Here is a 17138-nt window from a genome sequence, read left to right as displayed (position 1 = left end):
TTGCCTGCGCACCTTGTGATTACCCCACGAGCGTCGCCATGCCACGTCTCGCTACAACATCGCAAGTCCGAACGTACAACTTCGACACGTGCAACTTCGATGCACAACTTCGAGCTTCCAACGCAGGTAGCGCGTAGCGCGTTGACCGCAATCAATCGGCATGAAAACGAATGCCCTGATTGATCGTGCATTGATACGCCAGCATCGGCCCGCGTTGCTGCAGTGCCGGCAGATCGTACATGTAGGTGGTAAAGCGCACGCTGCCGTCCGGGCGCAGCTGGTAGCGCATGAACTGCTGGATCGGCTTGCCGTCGTTGGCTACGGTGAAGTGCGAGCCGGAGAACGCGGCCGTGCCGTCCTCGGTGATGCGGTAGGCCTCGATATGACGGCCGCCGCGCGTCCGGCTTTCCGGGGTGCCCTGTTCGGGCGTGCAGCGGCCGAGATCGGTGGTCAGGCTGACATCGTAGCCGGCCTCCAGTGCGGCAATGACATCGGCACGCGACTTGAGCGATTCGCTGGCCATCGCAGGCAGGGCGCTGGCACATAGCGCAGCGGCAAGGAGAGAGGGCGCAAGACGGGGCATGGCAGACTCCAGGCAGACGAGGGAATCAAGCGCGCTGGACATCAGAGATGCCCAGCGCAAACACCATGACCCAATCCTTCCCAATGCCACGCGCTGCACTACGCATCACGCCGCATGTTTGCGCTGTTCGACAAGGCGCGTGCACGGGTGCACAGTTTTGACCATGCCTGCATGCGCAGAGCCGCTCTGCACTTGGTCGATACGGCCAGCGTGCATGTCGATGCGCAGCGTCACTGACGAAGTGACGTCACACCAGGTCGGCGGACACGTGCAGGTACGCACACCAACGACGAGGGCGAAACACATCCCCGCCTTACGAGCGCCCGTTGACTTCGCGCGGGACGTGCTCGGGTTCCGGCTGTAAGGCCGGCGTTGCGCCCAGCAACAGCCGTTCGGCCAGCGAGCGCGTGGCCACGCGCAATTCGGGCACGGCGGTGATTTCCCAGTAGCGTCCACGCAGCAGCGGTCCCACGCAATACAGCCCTGGCACGATCTGCCCGGTGCCGTCGCGCACACGCAGATGCGCATCGGTATCCACACCCAATCCCAATGGATCGGCGCGCAACAGGCCGGCTTCGCGCATACCGGCGATCAACGGATCGCTGGTGCGATCGATATCGGTATCCAGGCCGGTGGCACGAATCACCGCATCGAACCGCAAGGTCTGCGCATCGGCTGCGCCGCGTGCGCGGATCACCGCTTCCACGCCATCGGGCACCCAGCGCGCCCGCAGCAAGCGCGCTGCAACAACCTCCAGCTGGCCGGTGACCTGCAAGTGCGCCAGCTGTTCGGCCGCACCCGGCGCAACGCGATGCCGCACGACTTCCCAGTACGGGCGCAGGTGGCGCAGGAACCGCGCGCGTTGCGACAGCTCCAGACGCTGCCACAGCGGCTGCAGATGCGGGCGTAACGCATCCACCACGCGCCTCCAGTCGTCCACTACCGCGCTGAGCTGGCGTACGCCGCGCAACAGTCCGCGCAGATCGGCATCCTTGAGCGCACGCTGCAGATGCGGCGGCAGCTCCAACGATGCGCCAGGCTGGCGCAGATGCGCCTGCGGCGCCAGCCCGCGCCGGGAGATCGCCAGCATGCGGCCCCGATGTCCGCGCGCATGCAGGCTCAGCGCCACATCCACCATGGTCAGACCCGCACCGACGATCAACACGTCGTCATCCGGCGACAGCCGTGCCAACGCATCGCCCTGCCATGGCCAGCCGATGTAGCGGGGATGCACGCTCAAACGCGGGCCGATACCCGCCAGCGCCTGCGGTTGCAACCCGCCGACCGCCAGCACCACGCGATCGCTGTGGAAGGCATCGCCGTTGGCGAGAAACACGCGAAATCCCTTGCGCACACGCTCCACCGCCACCGCTTCCTGCGACAGGCGCACGATCGATGCCTGCGCACCACTCACCGCTGCATCGAGTTCGCTGCGCAGGTAGTCGCCATAGGCGAGGCGCGGCAGGAATTCCAATCGCCCGCTCTCGCCCAGATGCAAGGTATCGGCGAACGCACCCGGCGCCTGGGCGTCGATGCCAAGGTCCTTGGCGCGCACGTTGAGCAGATGCTCCGGCCGCGCCGCGCCGTAGGCAATGCCGCTGCCGAAGGTGTCGGCCACGCCCACCAACGTGATGCGCACCTGCGCATCGGCCGTCTGCGCCAGCGCACGGACCAGCGCGGTGCCGCAGAAGCCGGCACCGATGACGGTGATATGGGTTTCCATGTGCAACTCCCACTGAATGACCCGCACGTTGTGCCCGCAGCGCGCAGCCGATGTGTAAACAATTGGTTAGCGAGGAGCAATCAGAAAGGCATGAGCTGATCGCCAGCGGCGATGAGGCTTACGGGGCAAGCAGCGCTTGGCGCCTATGACGGCCAGATGACAGCAGCCGCCACCGCAACCGATGGGCCAGATCGCAGACGCAGGCATCCAGTACGGGCGCCGCTGCGCAGCGCACTCTGGACGTCCTCGCTATCCGGCAACCGGTGCCGAAGCAGGCATGCGTGCCGGCTCAGGGAGCTGCTGCGGACGCCGACCCGGTGAGGCCTGCTGCCGGGCTTGGAAGACGCTTCGCCATCGGCTGCGTCGCAGGCTTCCGCTGTCGCTCCGGCCTGGCCTGCCACTAGCCTGGGCGTTCGTGTTTCGCGCCTGAAGACGCCACCTGATGCTGCACCTGCCGCTCGTGCCGGCGCTGCTGCAGCGTGGAACTTCCTGCTGCGGCGCCACGCACTTGCCTACCCCACTAGGTCCGATAGCAGTGCGTCATGCAGCGCCCGCTGTCCGATAATGCGGGTTTCTGCTCTCCGGTCTCCGTCATGTCCGACTCCGCATCTCCTCCGCGACGCGTCCTGATTGCCGGCGGCAGCCGCGGCATTGGTCTGGCGATCGCCGAAGCCTTCGTGCGCGATGGCGCGCAGGTGTCGATCTGCGCACGCAGCCCCGACGGTCTGGCGCAGGCGGCCCACGCGCTGACTGCGCAAGGTGCGACAGTGCATACCCTGCCCTGCGACCTGGCCGATGCCGCACAGATCGAACGCTACGTGCAGGCCGCCGCGCAGGCATTGGGTGGCCTGGATGTGGTGATCAACAATGCCTCCGGTTTTGGACACGGCAACGACGATGCAAGCTGGCAGGCGGGGTTGGATGTGGACCTGATGGCAGCGGTGCGCTGCAACCGGGCTGCCTTGCCGTATCTGCGCCAGAGCAGCGACGCGGTGATCATCAACATCAGCTCGATCAACGCGCAACGCCCGACACCACGCGCGATCGCCTATTCCACCGCCAAGGCCGCGCTGAATTACTACACCACCACCCTGGCCGCAGAGTTGGCGCGCGAACGTATCCGCGTGAATGCCATCGCACCGGGCTCGATCGAATTCCCCGACGGCCTGTGGGACAGGCGCAGTCGTGAGGAACCGGAGTTGTATGCACGCATCCGCGACAGCATCCCGTTCGGTGGCTTCGGGCAGGTGCAGCACGTGGCCGACGCCGCGCTGTTTCTCGCTTCATCGCGGGCGCGCTGGATCACCGGGCAGGTGCTGGCGGTGGATGGCGGGCAATCGCTGGGCGTTTAAGGGGAGCGGTACCAGCGAAAGTGCTGCAGTCCAAACCCACCCGCAGGAGCGTACCTACGCACGGCGAACCTCTACCGGTAACGCCCTATCGCGCTCGGGCGCGCTCCTGCGATCATCAGCCCGCCAGCTCTGCAGCCTCAACGCTATGCTCGCCACGCGCCGGCGCGAGCGCGGCGGATACCATTGCCGCAGCAACACGCTCTGCCGGATTGATGCGAAAGCGCCGCGGCAGCAGCGGGCCCAGTGCGCCCAGCACGAGGCTGCCGATGTGTTCGCCGGTGCGGCGCTCTTCGCGTTCGCCGCCGATCAGGCCGGGCCGCACGAAGGTCAGCGAGGGGAAGCCGACGGCGCGCAGATCGCGCTCCAGTTCGCCTTTGACGCGGTTGTAGAAGATCCGCGATTGCGCATTGGCGCCCGCTGCAGAATTGAGAACGAACACCGAGGTGCCCTGCGCGCAGGCCGCATGCGCGATCGCCATCGGGTAATCGTGGTCAATACGATAGAACGCTTCGCGCGAGCCGGCCTGCTTCATGGTGCTGCCCAGGGCGCAGATGGCCGCTTCCATGCGCGGTGCGGTCCACTGTGGCAGCCGTTCGAAGTCGACCACCTGGTTGCGCAACTTGGGATGCATCTGTGTCAGCGGCCGGCGCGTGATCGCCACCACGCCGGTGCAGCGTGCATCGGCCAACAGTTGCTGCAGCACATGCTTGCCGACCAATCCGGTCGCACCTGCCAGTAATACGTCCATCAGGCCATCCTCGCCATCAGCGCGCCCCTTCGGAGACGATGCGCGCACTGCTGGCGATGCGGTCGCGCTCCACCGCCAGCAGCGTCAGCGAATGCGCGGGCGCCTTCCATTCACTGCCGCCGGCAACCACGCGCCCGCCATGGCGTGCGGTATCGACCAGCACGCGCCAGTGTTCGTCGTGCATCGCCGGCAGAGTGAAGGAAACACTGGTGGACGCGGCATTGATCAGCATCAGCAAGGTGACGTTGGCGGCGATCTCGCGCAGGCCGGTGGTGGGCGAGCGGCCATCCAGGCGCAGCATCAGCGCGCGAGCCTCCGGGTCGTGCCAGGCGGCCTCGTCCATCTCCACGCCGCTGGGCGCCAGCCAGGTGAGGTCCTTCAGGCCCAAGGCTTCGTCGAACTTGCCGTCGAAGAATCGCGCGCGGTGCAGCAGCGGGTAGCGCTGCCGTACACGGATCAGCCGCCGCACGAACGCGGCCTGGTCGGCGGCGGCGGCCTTGGTGGCCGCCGTCCAGTCGATCCAGGTCAGCGCATTGTCCTGGCAGTACGCATTGTTGTTGCCGTTCTGGCTATGGCCGAACTCATCGCCGGCCAGCAGCATCGGGGTGCCCTGCGACAGCAGCAGCGTGGCCAGCAGATTGCGCATCTGCTGACGGCGCAGCTGTTTGATGGCCGGATCGTTGGTGTCTCCCTCCACCCCGTAATTGGCCGAAATGTTGTGGTCGCTGCCGTCGCGGCCATCCTCACCGTTGGCCATGTTGTGCTTGCTTTCGTAACTCACCAGATCGCGCAGGGTGAAGCCGTCATGCGCAGTGACGAAGTTGACCGAGGCAGTGGGACGCCGGCCGCTGCGGTTGAACAGATCCGCAGAACCGGTGAGTCGGGTGGCCAGCTCGGCGAGCTGTCCGGCATCGCCGCGCCAGAACGCGCGCACGTTGTCGCGGAACTTGTCGTTCCATTCCATCCAGCCGGGTGGGAAGTTGCCGACCTGATAGCCGCCCGGGCCGATGTCCCACGGCTCGGCGATGAGCTTGGTCTGGCTCAGCACCGGATCCTGGCGCACCGCGTCCAGGAAGCTGCCCGACGGGTCGAAGCCATACCGTTCGCGGCCCAGGATGCTGGCCAGATCGAAACGGAAGCCGTCCACGTGCATTTCCTGCACCCAGTAGCGCAGCGAATCCATCACCATGCGCAGCGCGCCGACATTGGTCAGGTCGAAGGTGTTTCCGGTGCCGGTGTCGTTGATGTAGAAGCGTCGATCATCGGCCAGGCGATAGTAGCTGGCGTTGTCGATGCCCTTGAACGACAGCGTGGGGCCGAGCTCGTTGCCCTCGGCGGTGTGGTTGTAGACCACGTCCAGCAGCACTTCCAGCCCGGCATGGTGCAGGCGCGCCACCATCTGCTTGAATTCGGCCACCGTGCGCGTGGACATGTAGCGCGCCTGCGGGGCGAAGAACCCCAGCGTGTTGTAGCCCCAATAATTGCGCAGGCCTTTTTCCAGCAGATATTGATCGTCGACGAAGGCGTGCACGGGCAGCAGTTCCACTGCGGTGACGCCCAACGAGCTGATGTGGTCGATCAGTTCATCGGTCTTCAACGCCGAGAAGGTGCCGCGATTTTCCGGTGGGACCGCCGGATGCAGCATGCTCAGCCCACGCACGTGGGCTTCGTAGATCACCGTGCGGTTCCACGGCGTCTGCGGCGGGCGATCCTGGCCCCAGGTGAAGGCCGGATCGATCACCGCCGATTTGGGCATGAACGCGGCGCTGTCGCGCCGGTCGAAGCTCAGGTCCTTGTCGCGGTGGCCAATGGTGTAGCCGAACAAATGCGGCGCCCATTTGAGTTCGCCGACAATCTGCTTGGCATACGGGTCCAGCAGCAATTTATTGTGGTTGAAGCGGTGACCGGCATCCGGCGCATACGGGCCATGCACGCGGTAGCCGTACAGCTGCCCGGGGCGCGCGTCGGGCAGATAGCCGTGCCAGACTTCGTCGGTGTACTCGGGCAGCGCGATGCGTTCCTGTTCGCGGCCACGCTCGTCGAACAGGCACAGCTCCACGCGTGTGGCATTGCGCGAGTACAGTGCGAAATTGACGCCCAGGCCGTCCCAGGTCGCACCGAGCGGGTTGGGACGGCCTTCGCGGATACGCGAGCGCTGGGTGAACTTGCGGGTGGCCATCGGTAACTCCTCGGTACGGTGAAATCAGGCACGCGATTCGCGCTGTGGGACGACGCGGGCGTACGCCGTTCGGGGGCACGCCGGATCACCCGGCAGACTGGGCTGAAAGGTGGCAGAAGCCACGTTACTGGCGTGCAGTGATCGGCGTGACCACCTGCTCGGTGGCCTGCTCGGCAGCCCGCTCCTCGGCGTCCACCAGCCGCTCGGCCATCGCCCAATGGCGGTCCGCATGTCCGTCGGGACGGCCTTCGGCCTCCCAGATTTCCTGTGCCAACTGGCGAAGCCGTGCCTGGCGTTGCATCTCATTCATTGCGTGCGTTTCTCTCGAGGATCTTCGGGGTCAAGCGGTCAGCAACACTGCCACCGCTGCGCGTGCAAACAGCGTCGACAACGGCACGCGGCCGCGCTGCGGCTGCAGCGTGCTGCCGTCGAGCACATGGCGATAGGACGCCTCCGGCAAGGCCAGTGCGGCCTGGCCCCAGATCGCCGGTGGCAGCAGCAGCGGCAGATCGCCTTCGCCCTGGCTGCCGGCGCCCAGCCGCGTGACCGCCACCACCAGCGACTGGCCGCGGTGGTGACGACGGAATGCCAGTACCTGCGCACCACCGCTGGCGGCGACCTGTAGCGGTTGATAGTCGCCCTTGGCGAACAGCGCCGGATGGTCGCGGCGCAGCTGCAGCAGCACGGCGGTGAGGCGGGCCTTGACCGCGCCATCGCGCCAGTTGCGCAGCAGCGTGCTCCAGTCGCGCGTCTGGTCCAGCCATTGCTGGCGTTGCGCATAGTCCACCGGGCGACGGTTGTCCGGATCCACCAACGACAGATCCCAGCCTTCGGTACCCTGGTACAGATCGGGCACGCCCGGCACGGTCAGGCGCAAGGTGGTCTGCACCAGCGAATTGCGCGCGCCAGCCGCAGCGATATGGTTGCTGGCGCGCAGCAGCGCGCGCCGTAGCGGCAAGCCTGCGCGGCTGCACAGCACCTGTTCCACGGTGGCCTGCACCGCGTGTTCGTACGCGGCCGAGCCATCGGTCCAGCTGGTATGCAGTTTGGCTTCGCGCACCGCCTTGAGCAGCCATTGCGCCACGCGCTCGGCGTAGCCGGCCAACGGCTCGGCCTGATCGGCGCCCAGGCCGATCGGCCACGCCGCCACCAGCGTCTGCCACAGCATCTGCTGGTCGCCACCGGCCAGCGCCGGCGCGTCCAGCGCTTCGGCCAGGGTGTCGAACTGGGCACTTTGCTCGATCCACCAGCGAGGCTGCTCGGACAGCACGGCCAGACGCATGCGCAGGTCTTCGCCACGCTTGTGGTCGTGCGTGGCGGTGGCCAGTAACGCGCGCGGATAGTGCCTGGCGCGTTCGAGATTCTGCGCGTGGAATTCGGCCGCCTCGTTGGCGAAATGGGTGGGATGGCTGCCCACCTCGTTGCGCGACAGCAGCACGCCGTGCCGATAGAACGCGGTGTCTTCCACCGCCTTGGCGTTGAGCGGCGCGGACAGCTGCTCGACACGTCGGCGCAGGATGCGACGCAAGGCGATCTGGGCGCGGTCGGCGCCAGCGTCGTCCAGCAGCCAGCGTTCGATGGCGTTCACCGCCGCCACGATCGCTTCGGGCATGCCTTCGCGTGCGTGCGCGGCGGTAGCGCGCAGCCGCTCGGCGTCGCTGCCGGTCAGCCCCTTGCTGCCAGCATAGGTGCGGTACACCGGGAACCAGCGCAGCAGCACGCACAGGCCGCGCGCGAGCATCTGCGGGCTGAACTCGCGGGTTGGCGGATCCAGTCGCGCCAGCGCCGACAACGCGCCCACCGCGCGATTGAACTCTGTCTGCAACGCACCGCGCAGCATCTCGTCGCGTGCGGCGCGTTCTTCCTGCGCGAAGTCGCCACTGCGCCCGCTCATCTTCTGCCAGGCACGCGCCAGCGGCTTGAAGCCGGCCGCGTCGTGCAGCACGCCGCCCACCTGGTCCATGAAGTCGTAGCCGGTGGTGCCATCGCACGGCCAGTCGGCCGGCAGGTGCTCGCCCGGTGCGAGGATCTTTTCCAGATACAGGCCCAGCGTGCCGGGCTTGAGGCCGCGCGCGCGGCCGGCCGAGTCCAGCCGGCTGCGCAACTTGCGCACATAGCCGGTGGGGTCGGTGAGTCCATCCACGTGGTCGATGCGCAGGCCGTCCAGATGGCCTTCGGCCACCAGCCGCAGCGGCAGCGCGTGCACCGCATCGAACACCGCCGGCAGCTCTACGCGCAGCGCCACCAGCGAGGTGATGTCGAAGAAACGCCGGTAGTTGAGCATGTCGTTGCCGACACGCCACCAGTTCAAGCGATACGGCTGGCGTTCGATCAGTTTGTGCAACCGACCATCGCCGCGCCTGGCGCCGTCGTTGTAGTCGCGCAGCCACTGCGCGCGTGCGGCCTTGTCGGGAATGTCCAGGGTCTGCGGACGGATCGGGTACCGCTGGTCGTAGTGCGCCAATGCGGCGCCGCCATCGTCTTCGATCACCAACGTGATCAGGCCTTCGGCCAGCGCCGTCGCATACGGGCGATCCAGCACTGCCAGCCACAGCTTGCCGTCGCGCCCCGGGGCACGCCAATCGATGTCGAACCAGTCCGCATGCCTGGCGCTGCGGCCGTTGCGCAGTACATCCCACCACCATGCGTTCTGCGGATGGGTGGCCATGTGGTTGGGCACGATGTCGGCGATCAACCCCATGCCGTGTTCGCGCGCGGCCTTCGACAGCGCGATCAGCGCATCTTCGCCGCCGAGCTCGGGGTTGACCACCGTGGGGTCGATGTTGTCGTAGCCATGCGTGGAGCCGGGCACCGCGGTGCCGATCGGCGACAGATACAGATGGCTGATGCCCAGGCTGGCGTAGTACGGCACCTGCGCGCGCGCATCTTGCAGGGTGAAGCCGGCATGCAGCTGCAGGCGGGCGGTGGCGCGAAGCTCGATCATGACTGGGAGTCCGAAACAGCCGCGACGCGACGCGCCTCGGCAACGCCGTGCATCGCCCTGGTCAGGCGCGCATGCGGCAAGGGATCGGGCAGACGTCGGCGCCAGTTGGGATGGACCTCGACGGTACCCGGCAGATTGGGTTGTTCCTGCAACGCCAGCGCATCTTCCACCGGCACCAGCATCAGCGGAGACACCCCGCTGGCGGTGAACCGCAGCGCGCCCAGCAGCGGGTCTTCGGCCTGCAGGCCGGCGTGCTCCACTGCGACATCCAGGCGCGCCAGATCCTGCGACCGCGTCCGCGCATCGTCGGAAGCCTGATCGGGCCCGATCAAGCCGAGCTGACGCCGCCACTGGATATCGCGGCCCTGGCGCCACCCGGTGAGGGTGGGCAGGTCGTGGGTGGTGGTGGTGGCCACCGCGTCCGCTCGCCACAGCGCCGGCGTGACGAAGGCACCCTGCCGGTCGCGGGTGAACATCAGCACATCGATCCCCATCACCCCGCGCTGCGACAGTTCTTCGCGGATGCCAGGCGGCACCACGCCCAGGTCCTCGCCGATGACGATGGCGCGGTGGCGCCAGGATTCCAGTGCCAGCAAGTTGAGCAGGTCGTGCAGCGGGTAGGACAGATACGCGCCTTCGTTGGAGCCGGCGCCATCGGGCACCACCCATAGCCGCAGCAGGCCCAGGATGTGATCGATGCGGATGCCGCCACGGTCGCGCAGTACCGCGCGCAGCAGCGCGATGTAGGCCGCGTATCCATTGCGACGCAGGGCGGTGGGCGAATATGCGCCAATGCCCCAGTGCTGGCCATCGGCATTGAAGGCATCCGGTGGCGCGCCCAGGACCAGGCCGCGCAGCACGCTGTCGCCAGCCGCCGCCGCCTCGGCGCCGTTGGGGTCGAAGCCCACTGCCAGGTCGGCGATCAGGCCGATCCGCATGCCGCGCTCGTGCGCTTCGCGTTGCGCATCGGACCAGCTGCGCGCCGCCAGCCACTGCGTGAACACATGCAGCTGTGGGTCGTTATCACCGAAATCGCGGGCCGCAAAGCGGGCGAAGCCGTCCAGCTCCGCGCCACCGGCAGCGCGAAACGCCAGCAGATCCGGATGATCCGGCGACACCCGCGCGTACAGCTCACGCAGCAATCGCCACTTGGCCTGTGCCGCGGCCGGCCAGTCGATCAAGGCATGCGCATGCAGGCTGGCGAAGTGCTCGCGCAGGCCGGGCACGGCAGCCAGCGCCTCCAGCGCCGTCTCGCCGAGCACGCGCACCGGTGCGGCATGCAGCGGGTCGAAGAAGCGCCGGTCGCTGGGCGAGTAGGGGCTGTAGCCGCCGGTGATCGGGCGCGCGGCATGCACCGGGCTCAGCGCCAGCGCGTCGGCACCGGCCAGGGCCGCATGCCGCAGCCATTCGACGGTGCCGGCGGCATCGCCGATGCCGGCATCGTCGGGACTGCAGGCCGAATACACCTGCAGCGCCATGCCCCAGGCGCGCGGCGAGGTCTGCCCGCAGGCGTCGGCCACGCTGAAGCACCGCGGCGGCGCCACCGCCACCCGCTGCGTCGTTGCGCCGATCTCCAATGTCCAGTAGCCGTAGCGTTGCGGCGCGCGCAGGCGCCCCTGCGCGTCGGCCTGCGCCGCTTCGCCAGTGCCGCTGTCGTCGTCTATCCAACGGCCGCTGGCATTGGCGGCGACGCGCAGCACCAGTGGCTCGCCGACCTGTACGGTGAGCAAGGCGGCCGGCTCGGCAGCCTGGGCCTGGCAGCGACGCAGACTGTCTTCGCGCTGTGCGGCGGTGGCGGCAGGCAGTTCCAGCGCAGCCAGCACTGCCTGCAGCGACGGCTCGCAGACCTGCCGCGGCTGGTCGCTGGCATCCACCCAATCGACCATCACCCCGGCCGCGGCGGCCAGGGTGCGCAGGGACTGCGTGCTCATGCCTGTGCCTCGTGCCAGGCGATGAAGCCATCCACCGGCAACTGTTGCGTGGCGGCATCCACGTTCTCGGCGTAGGCAAGCTGCCCACGCAGCGGCGGCAGCGGCACGGCGGCGGTACCGACATTGAAGGCGATATGCCACAACCCGCCGGGCAGCTCCCAGGTGGCGGCCACCGCGCCATCTGCCAGGACACTGGCACGCAGCGCACGCGCCTGGGCCAGGCCCGGCACCAACCATTGCCGCCGCGCGGCCAGCAACGCAGTGAACCAGGCCGCCCACTGCGCGCCCTCGCCCTGCGCTGCATCGTCGATCGGCGAACGCGATGCGGCGAAGGTGGCATGGCTGTTCGGATCGGGAATGGTGGCACGCTGCGCTGCATCGGCAAACGCAGCGAAATGCGCGAACTCGCGGCGACGGCCTTCGCGTACCGCCTCGTCCAACGGCGGGCCGAAATCGGTGAAGAACAGGAACGGCTGGGTGGCGCCCCACGGCTCGCCCATGAAGAACAGCGGAATCATCGGCGTCAATGCGGTCAGCGCCAGCGCCGCGCGCAAGCGTTGCGGCGAGACCAGCACGCGCAACCGTTCGCCGCGCGCGCGGTTGCCGATCTGGTCATGGTTCTGCGCGAACACCACGAACTTGTGCGGCGGCAATGCTCCGCTGGGCTCGCCACGCACATGCCCGCGCGGATCCGGCTCGCCCTGGTAGGCGAAGCCTTCGCCGAGCACGCGCGCCAGATGCGCGGTCGGCTTGTCGGCAAACGCGGCGTAATAGCCTTCGGTTTCGCCGGTGAGCAGTACATGCAGGGCATTGTGGAAGTCGTCGTCCCACTGCGCGGTATAGCCGCGTTGCAGCTGCGAGGCCTGGTTGGCCTCGTTCTCCAGGACCAGGTGTACGTGGCGACCGGCCGGCAGACTGGTTTCGATGGTCTCGCGCAGGGTGTCCAGGAACGTATTCGGTGAAATCGCGTGCACCGCATCCAGGCGCAGCCCGTCGAAGCGGTATTCGTGCAGCCACATCAATGCATTGTCGAGAAAGTAGCGCTGCACCGGCGGCTTGCGGAAGTCGATCGCCGCGCCCCACGGCGTGGGCTTGTCTTCGTTGAAGAAGGCGCCGGCGTAGTTGCCCAGGTAATTTCCGTCCGGGCCGAAGTGGTTGTAGACCACGTCCAGCAGCACCATCAGGCCATGGCCATGCGCGGCGTCGATCAGCGCCTTCAGCTCGTCCGGCGTGCCGTAGGCGTCGGCCGGCGCATACGGCAGCACGCCGTCGTAGCCCCAGTTGTGCGCACCCGGGAAGGCGCTCAGCGGCATCAGCTCGATCGCGGTGATGCCCATCGCCGCCAGCTGTGGCAGCTGCGCCGTTACCCCGGCATAGCCGCCGCACGTGCCAACGTGCAGTTCGTAGATCACCGCCTCGTCCCAGGGCCGGCCCTGCCACTGCGGGTGGTTCCAGCGGTAGCCATCGGTCGGCTGCACGGCGCTGGCGCCATGGACGCCATCCGGCTGCCAGCGCGAGGCCGGGTCCGGCACCGGTTCGCCGCCGTCGATGCTGTAGCGATAACGCGTGCCGGCCGCGCAGGCGAGCACCGCACGGAAGAAGCCGTCCGCCCCCGCCTGCAGCGCAGCGCGCGTGCCGTCGGCGAAGACCACCTCCACGCGGCTGGCGTCCGGTGCCCAGAGCGCGAAGCGCACTTGCCCTTCACCCGCTGGCCATGCGCCCCAGGCCGGGGTGGTCGCGTCGTACTCGCTCATCGTCATGTCTCCGCTTGCAGATAGATCGTGGCCAGCGGCGGCAAGGTCAGGCGCAACCGTTGCGCATGCCCATGCATGCCCAACGGCTCGGTCGCCAGGCGGCCGCCGTTGCCGAGGTTGCTGCCGCCGTAATGGGCGCTGTCGGTGTTGAGGATTTCACGCCAACTGCCGGCACGCGGCACGCCCACGCCGTAGTCGTGCAGCGGTTGCGGGGTGAGGTTGCTCACCGCCAGCAGCGGTGCGCCGCCGCCGTCGGGGTCATGGCGGACGAACGCCAGCACGCTGTTATGCGCATCGTCGGCCACGCTCCAGTCGAAGCCGGCGGCACGGTGGCTGCCGCGATACAAGGCCGGTTCGCGCCGCAGGACGGCATTGAGATCGCTCACCAGCCGTTGCACGCCGCGGTGCGGCGCGCCATCGAGCAGGTGCCAGTCCAGCGAGCGGTCGTGGTTCCAGTCGGCCCACTGGCCGAATTCGGCGCCCATGAACAGCAGTTTGTCGCCCGGGTGGGCCCACATCAGCGCCAGATAGGCGCGCAGGTTGGCGAAGCGCCGCCAGTCGTCGCCCGGCATCTGCCCGAGCAGACCGCCGGTGCCGTGCACCACCTCGTCGTGCGACAGCGGCAGCACGAAGCGCTCGGAGAACGCATATACCAGACCGAAGGTGAGCTGGCTGTGGTGCTGCGCGCGCTCGGCCGGATCGCGCTGCATATAGCTCAGCGTGTCGTGCATCCAGCCCATGTTCCACTTGTGGGTGAAGCCCAACCCGCCATCGGCCAGCGCTGCGGTCACGCCGGGCCAGGCCGTGGATTCCTCGGCGATGGTCAGCACCCCGGGAAAGCGCGCAGCGATCTCGGCATTGAGCTGGCGCAGGAACGCCACCGCCTCCAGGTTCTCGCGCCCACCATGCGCGTTGGGCACCCACTCGCCTTCGGCACGGCCATAGTCGCGATACAGCATCGAAGCGACCGCGTCCACGCGCAGGCCATCGAGGTGGTAGCGATCGATCCATTCCAGCGCGCTGCCCAGCAGAAACGCCGTCACCTCCGGGCGACCGTAGTTGTAGATCAGCGTGTTCCAGTCGCGATGCATGCCTTCGCGCGGGTCGGCATGCTCGTACACGGCGGCGCCGTCGAACTGCGCCAGGCCGTGCGCATCGGAGGGAAAGTGCGCACTGACCCAATCCAGGATCACCCCGATGCCGGCGCGGTGGCAGGCATCGACGAACGCGGCCAGGCCCTCCGGGTCGCCATGGCGTGCGGTGGGCGCGTACAGCCCCAGCGGCTGGTAGCCCCAGGAGCCGCCGAACGGATACTCGGTGATCGGCAGCAGCTCGATATGGGTGAAACCCAGCTGCTGCACATAGGGAATCAGTTCCCTGGCCAGACCGGGCCAGTCCAGCGGCTGGTCGTGCCCGTCCCGCCGCCACGAGGCAGCGTGCACCTCGTAGATGGACATCGGCGCCGGCAGCGTCTGCGCGCTGCGCCGGCGCATCCAGTCGGCATCGGTCCAGGCGAACGCCCCGCTACCGGCTACCACCGAGGCGGTGGCCGGCGGCAGCTCGCTCTGGCGCGCCACCGGGTCGGCCTTGAGCAACACGCGGCCGTCGGCCGCGGTGATGGCATATTTGTAGCGCGCGCCGGCTTCCACGCGCGGCAGGAACAGCTCCCAGAAGCCGCCGCTGCGCTGGCGCATCGGGTGCCGCCGCGGCTCCCAGCCGTTGAAGTCGCCAACCACGGCCACGCGCTGCGCGTGCGGCGCCCACACCGCAAAGCGCACGCCCGGCACATCGCCACAGTGCACGTGCTGGGCGCCGAGCGCATCGCGTAGCGCCTGTCCGTCGCCAGCGGCGATCTGCAGCAGCACCGATTCGTCCAGGACCGGGCCGAAGGCGTACGGGTCTTCGATCTCCTGCACCGCGTCCGGCCATACGATGCGCAGCCGATACGGGCCATCGCCCGCCAGCTCGCCGTCGAACAGGCCTTCGATCCCGCTGGCCGGCACGCGTGCCAGCAGTTTACCGCGCGGATCGATCAGGCCCATCGCCTCGGCCCCCGGCGCCAACACGCGCACACGGCGTTTCCCGTTGGCTTGCGGGTGCGGGCCCAGTACCGCGAATGCATCTGCAGGCAGCCCCTCGGCCAGCGCCTGCAGCGTCTGTGCAACATCGGACATGCCTTCCGTGGTCACCGCGTCAGTTTCCGTCTGCTGGCCCTGCCCGTCCAACCGTTCGCTCATGACATCGTCGCAAGCGCGGGCGCGTGGGCGGCGGTGTGTTCGTAGAGGGAAAGATACTTCCTGCCGGCCACGTCCCAGCCGCTGGGACGCAGCATCGCCGCACGGCGCATCGCCGACAGCAGGCTGGGCAGGCGGAAGGTGCGGAACGCTCGCTCCAGGCAGCGGCGCAGCGCTTCCACGCTGGCATGCTGGAACAGGAAACCGGTGACGCCATCGTCCACGGTGTCGATCAGCCCGCCGGTGGCATGGGCGATCGGCAGGCAGCCGAAGCGCTGCGCATACATCTGGCTCAGGCCGCAGGGTTCGAAGCGCGAGGGCATCAGCAGAAAGTCGGCACCGGCGAACATGCGCCGTGCCAGGCCTTCCTCGAAGCCGATGAAGGCGCCCACCTGACCGGGATAGCGCCTGGTCAGCTCGGCCACCTGCTGCTCGATCTCCGGCTCGCCACCGCCGATCACCGCGATCTGGCCACCGGCGGCCACGATCTGCGGCGCGACCTCGCAGATCAGGTCCAGGCCCTTCTGGTGTACCAGCCGCGACACCACCGCGAACAGCGGGCCGGTGCTATCGCGCAGCCCCAGCGCCTTGCGCACCTGTGCGGCATTGGCCTGACGGCCCTGCCACTGATTCACGCTGAAGTGCGTATCCAGATATTCGTCGGTGCGCGGGTCCCAACTGGCATCGATCCCGTTGACGATACCGGTCAACGCGCCCTTGGCGGCGCGACCGGCCAGCAAGCGGTCCAGCCCGCAGCCCTGCGCCGGACCGGTGATCTGCTTGGCATAGCTGACGCTGACCGTATTGACGTGATCGGCGTTGACGATGCCGCCGCGCAGGAACGACATCTGTCCGTAGAACTCCAGCTCGGCCACGCGCTCGGCGGGGATGCCCAGCGCGGCCGCCATCGAATACGGCACCAGTCCCTGATAGGCCAGGTTATGGATGGTCAACAGGCACGGAGTGGTTCCGCCGGACCAGCGCACGTAACCGGCCGCCAGCGCACACGGCCAGTCGTTCAGATGCAGCAGGCGCGGCTTCCAGCCCAGGCCGGCATGGCCGGCGGCGATCTGCGCGGCCGCATGCGACAGGGTGGCGAAGCGGATGGCGTTGTCTTCGAACTCCGAACCGCTGGTGCTCACATAGGGCGAGCCATCGCGTTCGAACAGTTCCTTGGACAGCAGGATGTAGATGGGCAACCCGTCCGATTGCACGATGCGGCCGATGTCGCAGGCCGGCAGCGCGGCATGCGCCAGCACGCGGCCCACGATCTCCACCTTGCCGGCGCGCTCGAGCACGGCGCGGTAGCCGGGGATGAGGATGCGCACGTCGTAACGATGCCGCAATGCACGCGGCAGCGCCGCCGCCACGTCACCAAGCCCGCCGGCCTTGATGAAGTCGGCCATCTCCGACACCACGAACAAGGCGCCACGCGTATCGCTCGGCGACACCGGCAAGCGCTCGTGGTGGCGGATGAAACGCCCGCGTGCGTCACGTGGACGCCCGCTCTTCTTCAGAAGCGAGGGGATCAATGCGCTGCGCTCTAGGCGCGCGGCAGTGGCGTGAAGCGGCATCGTGGCAACCATCTAAACGTCCGTCGTAAAGTGGATGGAGACGGAAAACGGCGAAGCGAAAACCATCGTCTGCCGACGCGGCCAGACGACCTGCTGCGAATGAGGAGCGAGGACGA

General features: G+C 67.9%; 12 protein-coding genes. 2 read left to right on the top strand and 10 right to left on the bottom strand.

All coding sequences use genetic code 11. The features are described 5' to 3' along the window. Nucleotides 1–151: 151 nt before the first annotated feature. Nucleotides 152–583 (bottom strand): VirK family protein, encoded by a 432-nt coding sequence (locus tag LL962_RS01525; RefSeq protein ID WP_228315627.1) that lies wholly within the window; start codon nt 581–583, stop codon nt 152–154. Nucleotides 584–697: 114 nt separating this feature from the next. On the opposite strand from LL962_RS01525, the gene LL962_RS20865 reads away from it, so the two are divergent. Further along, a complete protein-coding gene (locus LL962_RS20865) occupies nt 698–820 on the top strand; it encodes a hypothetical protein (RefSeq protein WP_255626111.1) in 123 nt (40 codons plus the stop codon). Between the two features lie 76 nt (nt 821–896). Here LL962_RS20865 and LL962_RS01520 read toward each other — a convergent pair whose 3' ends face one another. Then, nucleotides 897–2306 carry an FAD/NAD(P)-binding protein gene (locus LL962_RS01520; protein WP_167395228.1) on the bottom strand — a complete coding sequence of 470 codons (1410 nt, stop codon included), beginning with the start codon at nt 2304–2306 and terminating at the stop codon, nt 897–899. Between the two features lie 593 nt (nt 2307–2899). Between LL962_RS01520 and LL962_RS01515 the strand changes: the two genes are divergently transcribed. Next, nucleotides 2900–3658 carry an SDR family NAD(P)-dependent oxidoreductase gene (locus tag LL962_RS01515; protein ID WP_228315626.1) on the top strand — a complete coding sequence of 253 codons (759 nt, stop codon included), beginning with the start codon at nt 2900–2902 and terminating at the stop codon, nt 3656–3658. A 115-nt stretch (nt 3659–3773) separates the two neighbouring features. Here LL962_RS01515 and LL962_RS01510 read toward each other — a convergent pair whose 3' ends face one another. From LL962_RS01510 to glgA, 8 genes are all read right to left on the bottom strand, one after another. Then, nucleotides 3774–4406, bottom strand: coding sequence for an NAD(P)H-binding protein (locus LL962_RS01510; RefSeq protein ID WP_228315625.1), 633 nt, complete (start codon nt 4404–4406; stop codon nt 3774–3776). 16 nt (nt 4407–4422) lie between these two features. Continuing rightward, a complete protein-coding gene (glgX, locus tag LL962_RS01505) occupies nt 4423–6585 on the bottom strand; it encodes a glycogen debranching protein GlgX (protein WP_228315624.1) in 2163 nt (720 codons plus the stop codon). A 124-nt stretch (nt 6586–6709) separates the two neighbouring features. Then, nucleotides 6710–6895: a DUF2934 domain-containing protein gene (locus LL962_RS01500; protein WP_104586185.1), complete on the bottom strand. Its 186-nt coding sequence runs from the start codon at nt 6893–6895 to the stop codon at nt 6710–6712. 30 nt (nt 6896–6925) lie between these two features. After that, nucleotides 6926–9529 carry a malto-oligosyltrehalose synthase gene (treY, locus tag LL962_RS01495; RefSeq protein ID WP_228315623.1) on the bottom strand — a complete coding sequence of 868 codons (2604 nt, stop codon included), beginning with the start codon at nt 9527–9529 and terminating at the stop codon, nt 6926–6928. Then, nucleotides 9526–11460, bottom strand: a complete 1935-nt coding sequence (locus tag LL962_RS01490) for a 4-alpha-glucanotransferase (RefSeq protein WP_228315622.1) — start codon at nt 11458–11460, stop codon at nt 9526–9528. The genes treY and LL962_RS01490 overlap by 4 nt, the downstream gene beginning before the upstream one ends. After that, nucleotides 11457–13214 (bottom strand): malto-oligosyltrehalose trehalohydrolase, encoded by a 1758-nt coding sequence (treZ, locus tag LL962_RS01485; RefSeq protein ID WP_228315621.1) that lies wholly within the window; start codon nt 13212–13214, stop codon nt 11457–11459. Before treZ ends, LL962_RS01490 begins: the two co-directional genes overlap by 4 nt. Before the next feature lie 2 nt (nt 13215–13216). After that, the gene (locus LL962_RS01480) at nt 13217–15451 is read right to left on the bottom strand and encodes a 1,4-alpha-glucan branching enzyme (protein WP_228315620.1); all 2235 of its coding nucleotides are present in this window, start codon (nt 15449–15451) and stop codon (nt 13217–13219) included. Continuing rightward, a complete protein-coding gene (gene glgA, locus LL962_RS01475; protein WP_146092325.1) occupies nt 15448–17034 on the bottom strand; it encodes a glycogen synthase GlgA in 1587 nt (528 codons plus the stop codon). Before glgA ends, LL962_RS01480 begins: the two co-directional genes overlap by 4 nt. Nucleotides 17035–17138: the final 104 nt, after the last annotated feature.

The organism is Xanthomonas sp. NCPPB 1067 (assembly GCF_020783795.1).
Classification (GTDB): domain Bacteria; phylum Pseudomonadota; class Gammaproteobacteria; order Xanthomonadales; family Xanthomonadaceae; genus Xanthomonas; species Xanthomonas melonis.
This window is presented reverse-complemented; position numbering and strand designations above follow the sequence as displayed.

Coding starts and splice junctions, on each gene's coding strand:
- LL962_RS01525 (WP_228315627.1), bottom strand. CDS start 583: ATGCCCCGTCTTGCGCCCTCTCTCCTTGCCGCTGCGCTATGTGCCAGC.
- LL962_RS20865 (WP_255626111.1), top strand. CDS start 698: ATGTTTGCGCTGTTCGACAAGGCGCGTGCACGGGTGCACAGTTTTGAC.
- LL962_RS01520 (WP_167395228.1), bottom strand. CDS start 2,306: ATGGAAACCCATATCACCGTCATCGGTGCCGGCTTCTGCGGCACCGCG.
- LL962_RS01515 (WP_228315626.1), top strand. CDS start 2,900: ATGTCCGACTCCGCATCTCCTCCGCGACGCGTCCTGATTGCCGGCGGC.
- LL962_RS01510 (WP_228315625.1), bottom strand. CDS start 4,406: ATGGACGTATTACTGGCAGGTGCGACCGGATTGGTCGGCAAGCATGTG.
- glgX (WP_228315624.1), bottom strand. CDS start 6,585: ATGGCCACCCGCAAGTTCACCCAGCGCTCGCGTATCCGCGAAGGCCGT.
- LL962_RS01500 (WP_104586185.1), bottom strand. CDS start 6,895: ATGAATGAGATGCAACGCCAGGCACGGCTTCGCCAGTTGGCACAGGAA.
- treY (WP_228315623.1), bottom strand. CDS start 9,529: ATGATCGAGCTTCGCGCCACCGCCCGCCTGCAGCTGCATGCCGGCTTC.
- LL962_RS01490 (WP_228315622.1), bottom strand. CDS start 11,460: ATGAGCACGCAGTCCCTGCGCACCCTGGCCGCCGCGGCCGGGGTGATG.
- treZ (WP_228315621.1), bottom strand. CDS start 13,214: ATGAGCGAGTACGACGCGACCACCCCGGCCTGGGGCGCATGGCCAGCG.
- LL962_RS01480 (WP_228315620.1), bottom strand. CDS start 15,451: ATGAGCGAACGGTTGGACGGGCAGGGCCAGCAGACGGAAACTGACGCG.
- glgA (WP_146092325.1), bottom strand. CDS start 17,034: ATGGTTGCCACGATGCCGCTTCACGCCACTGCCGCGCGCCTAGAGCGC.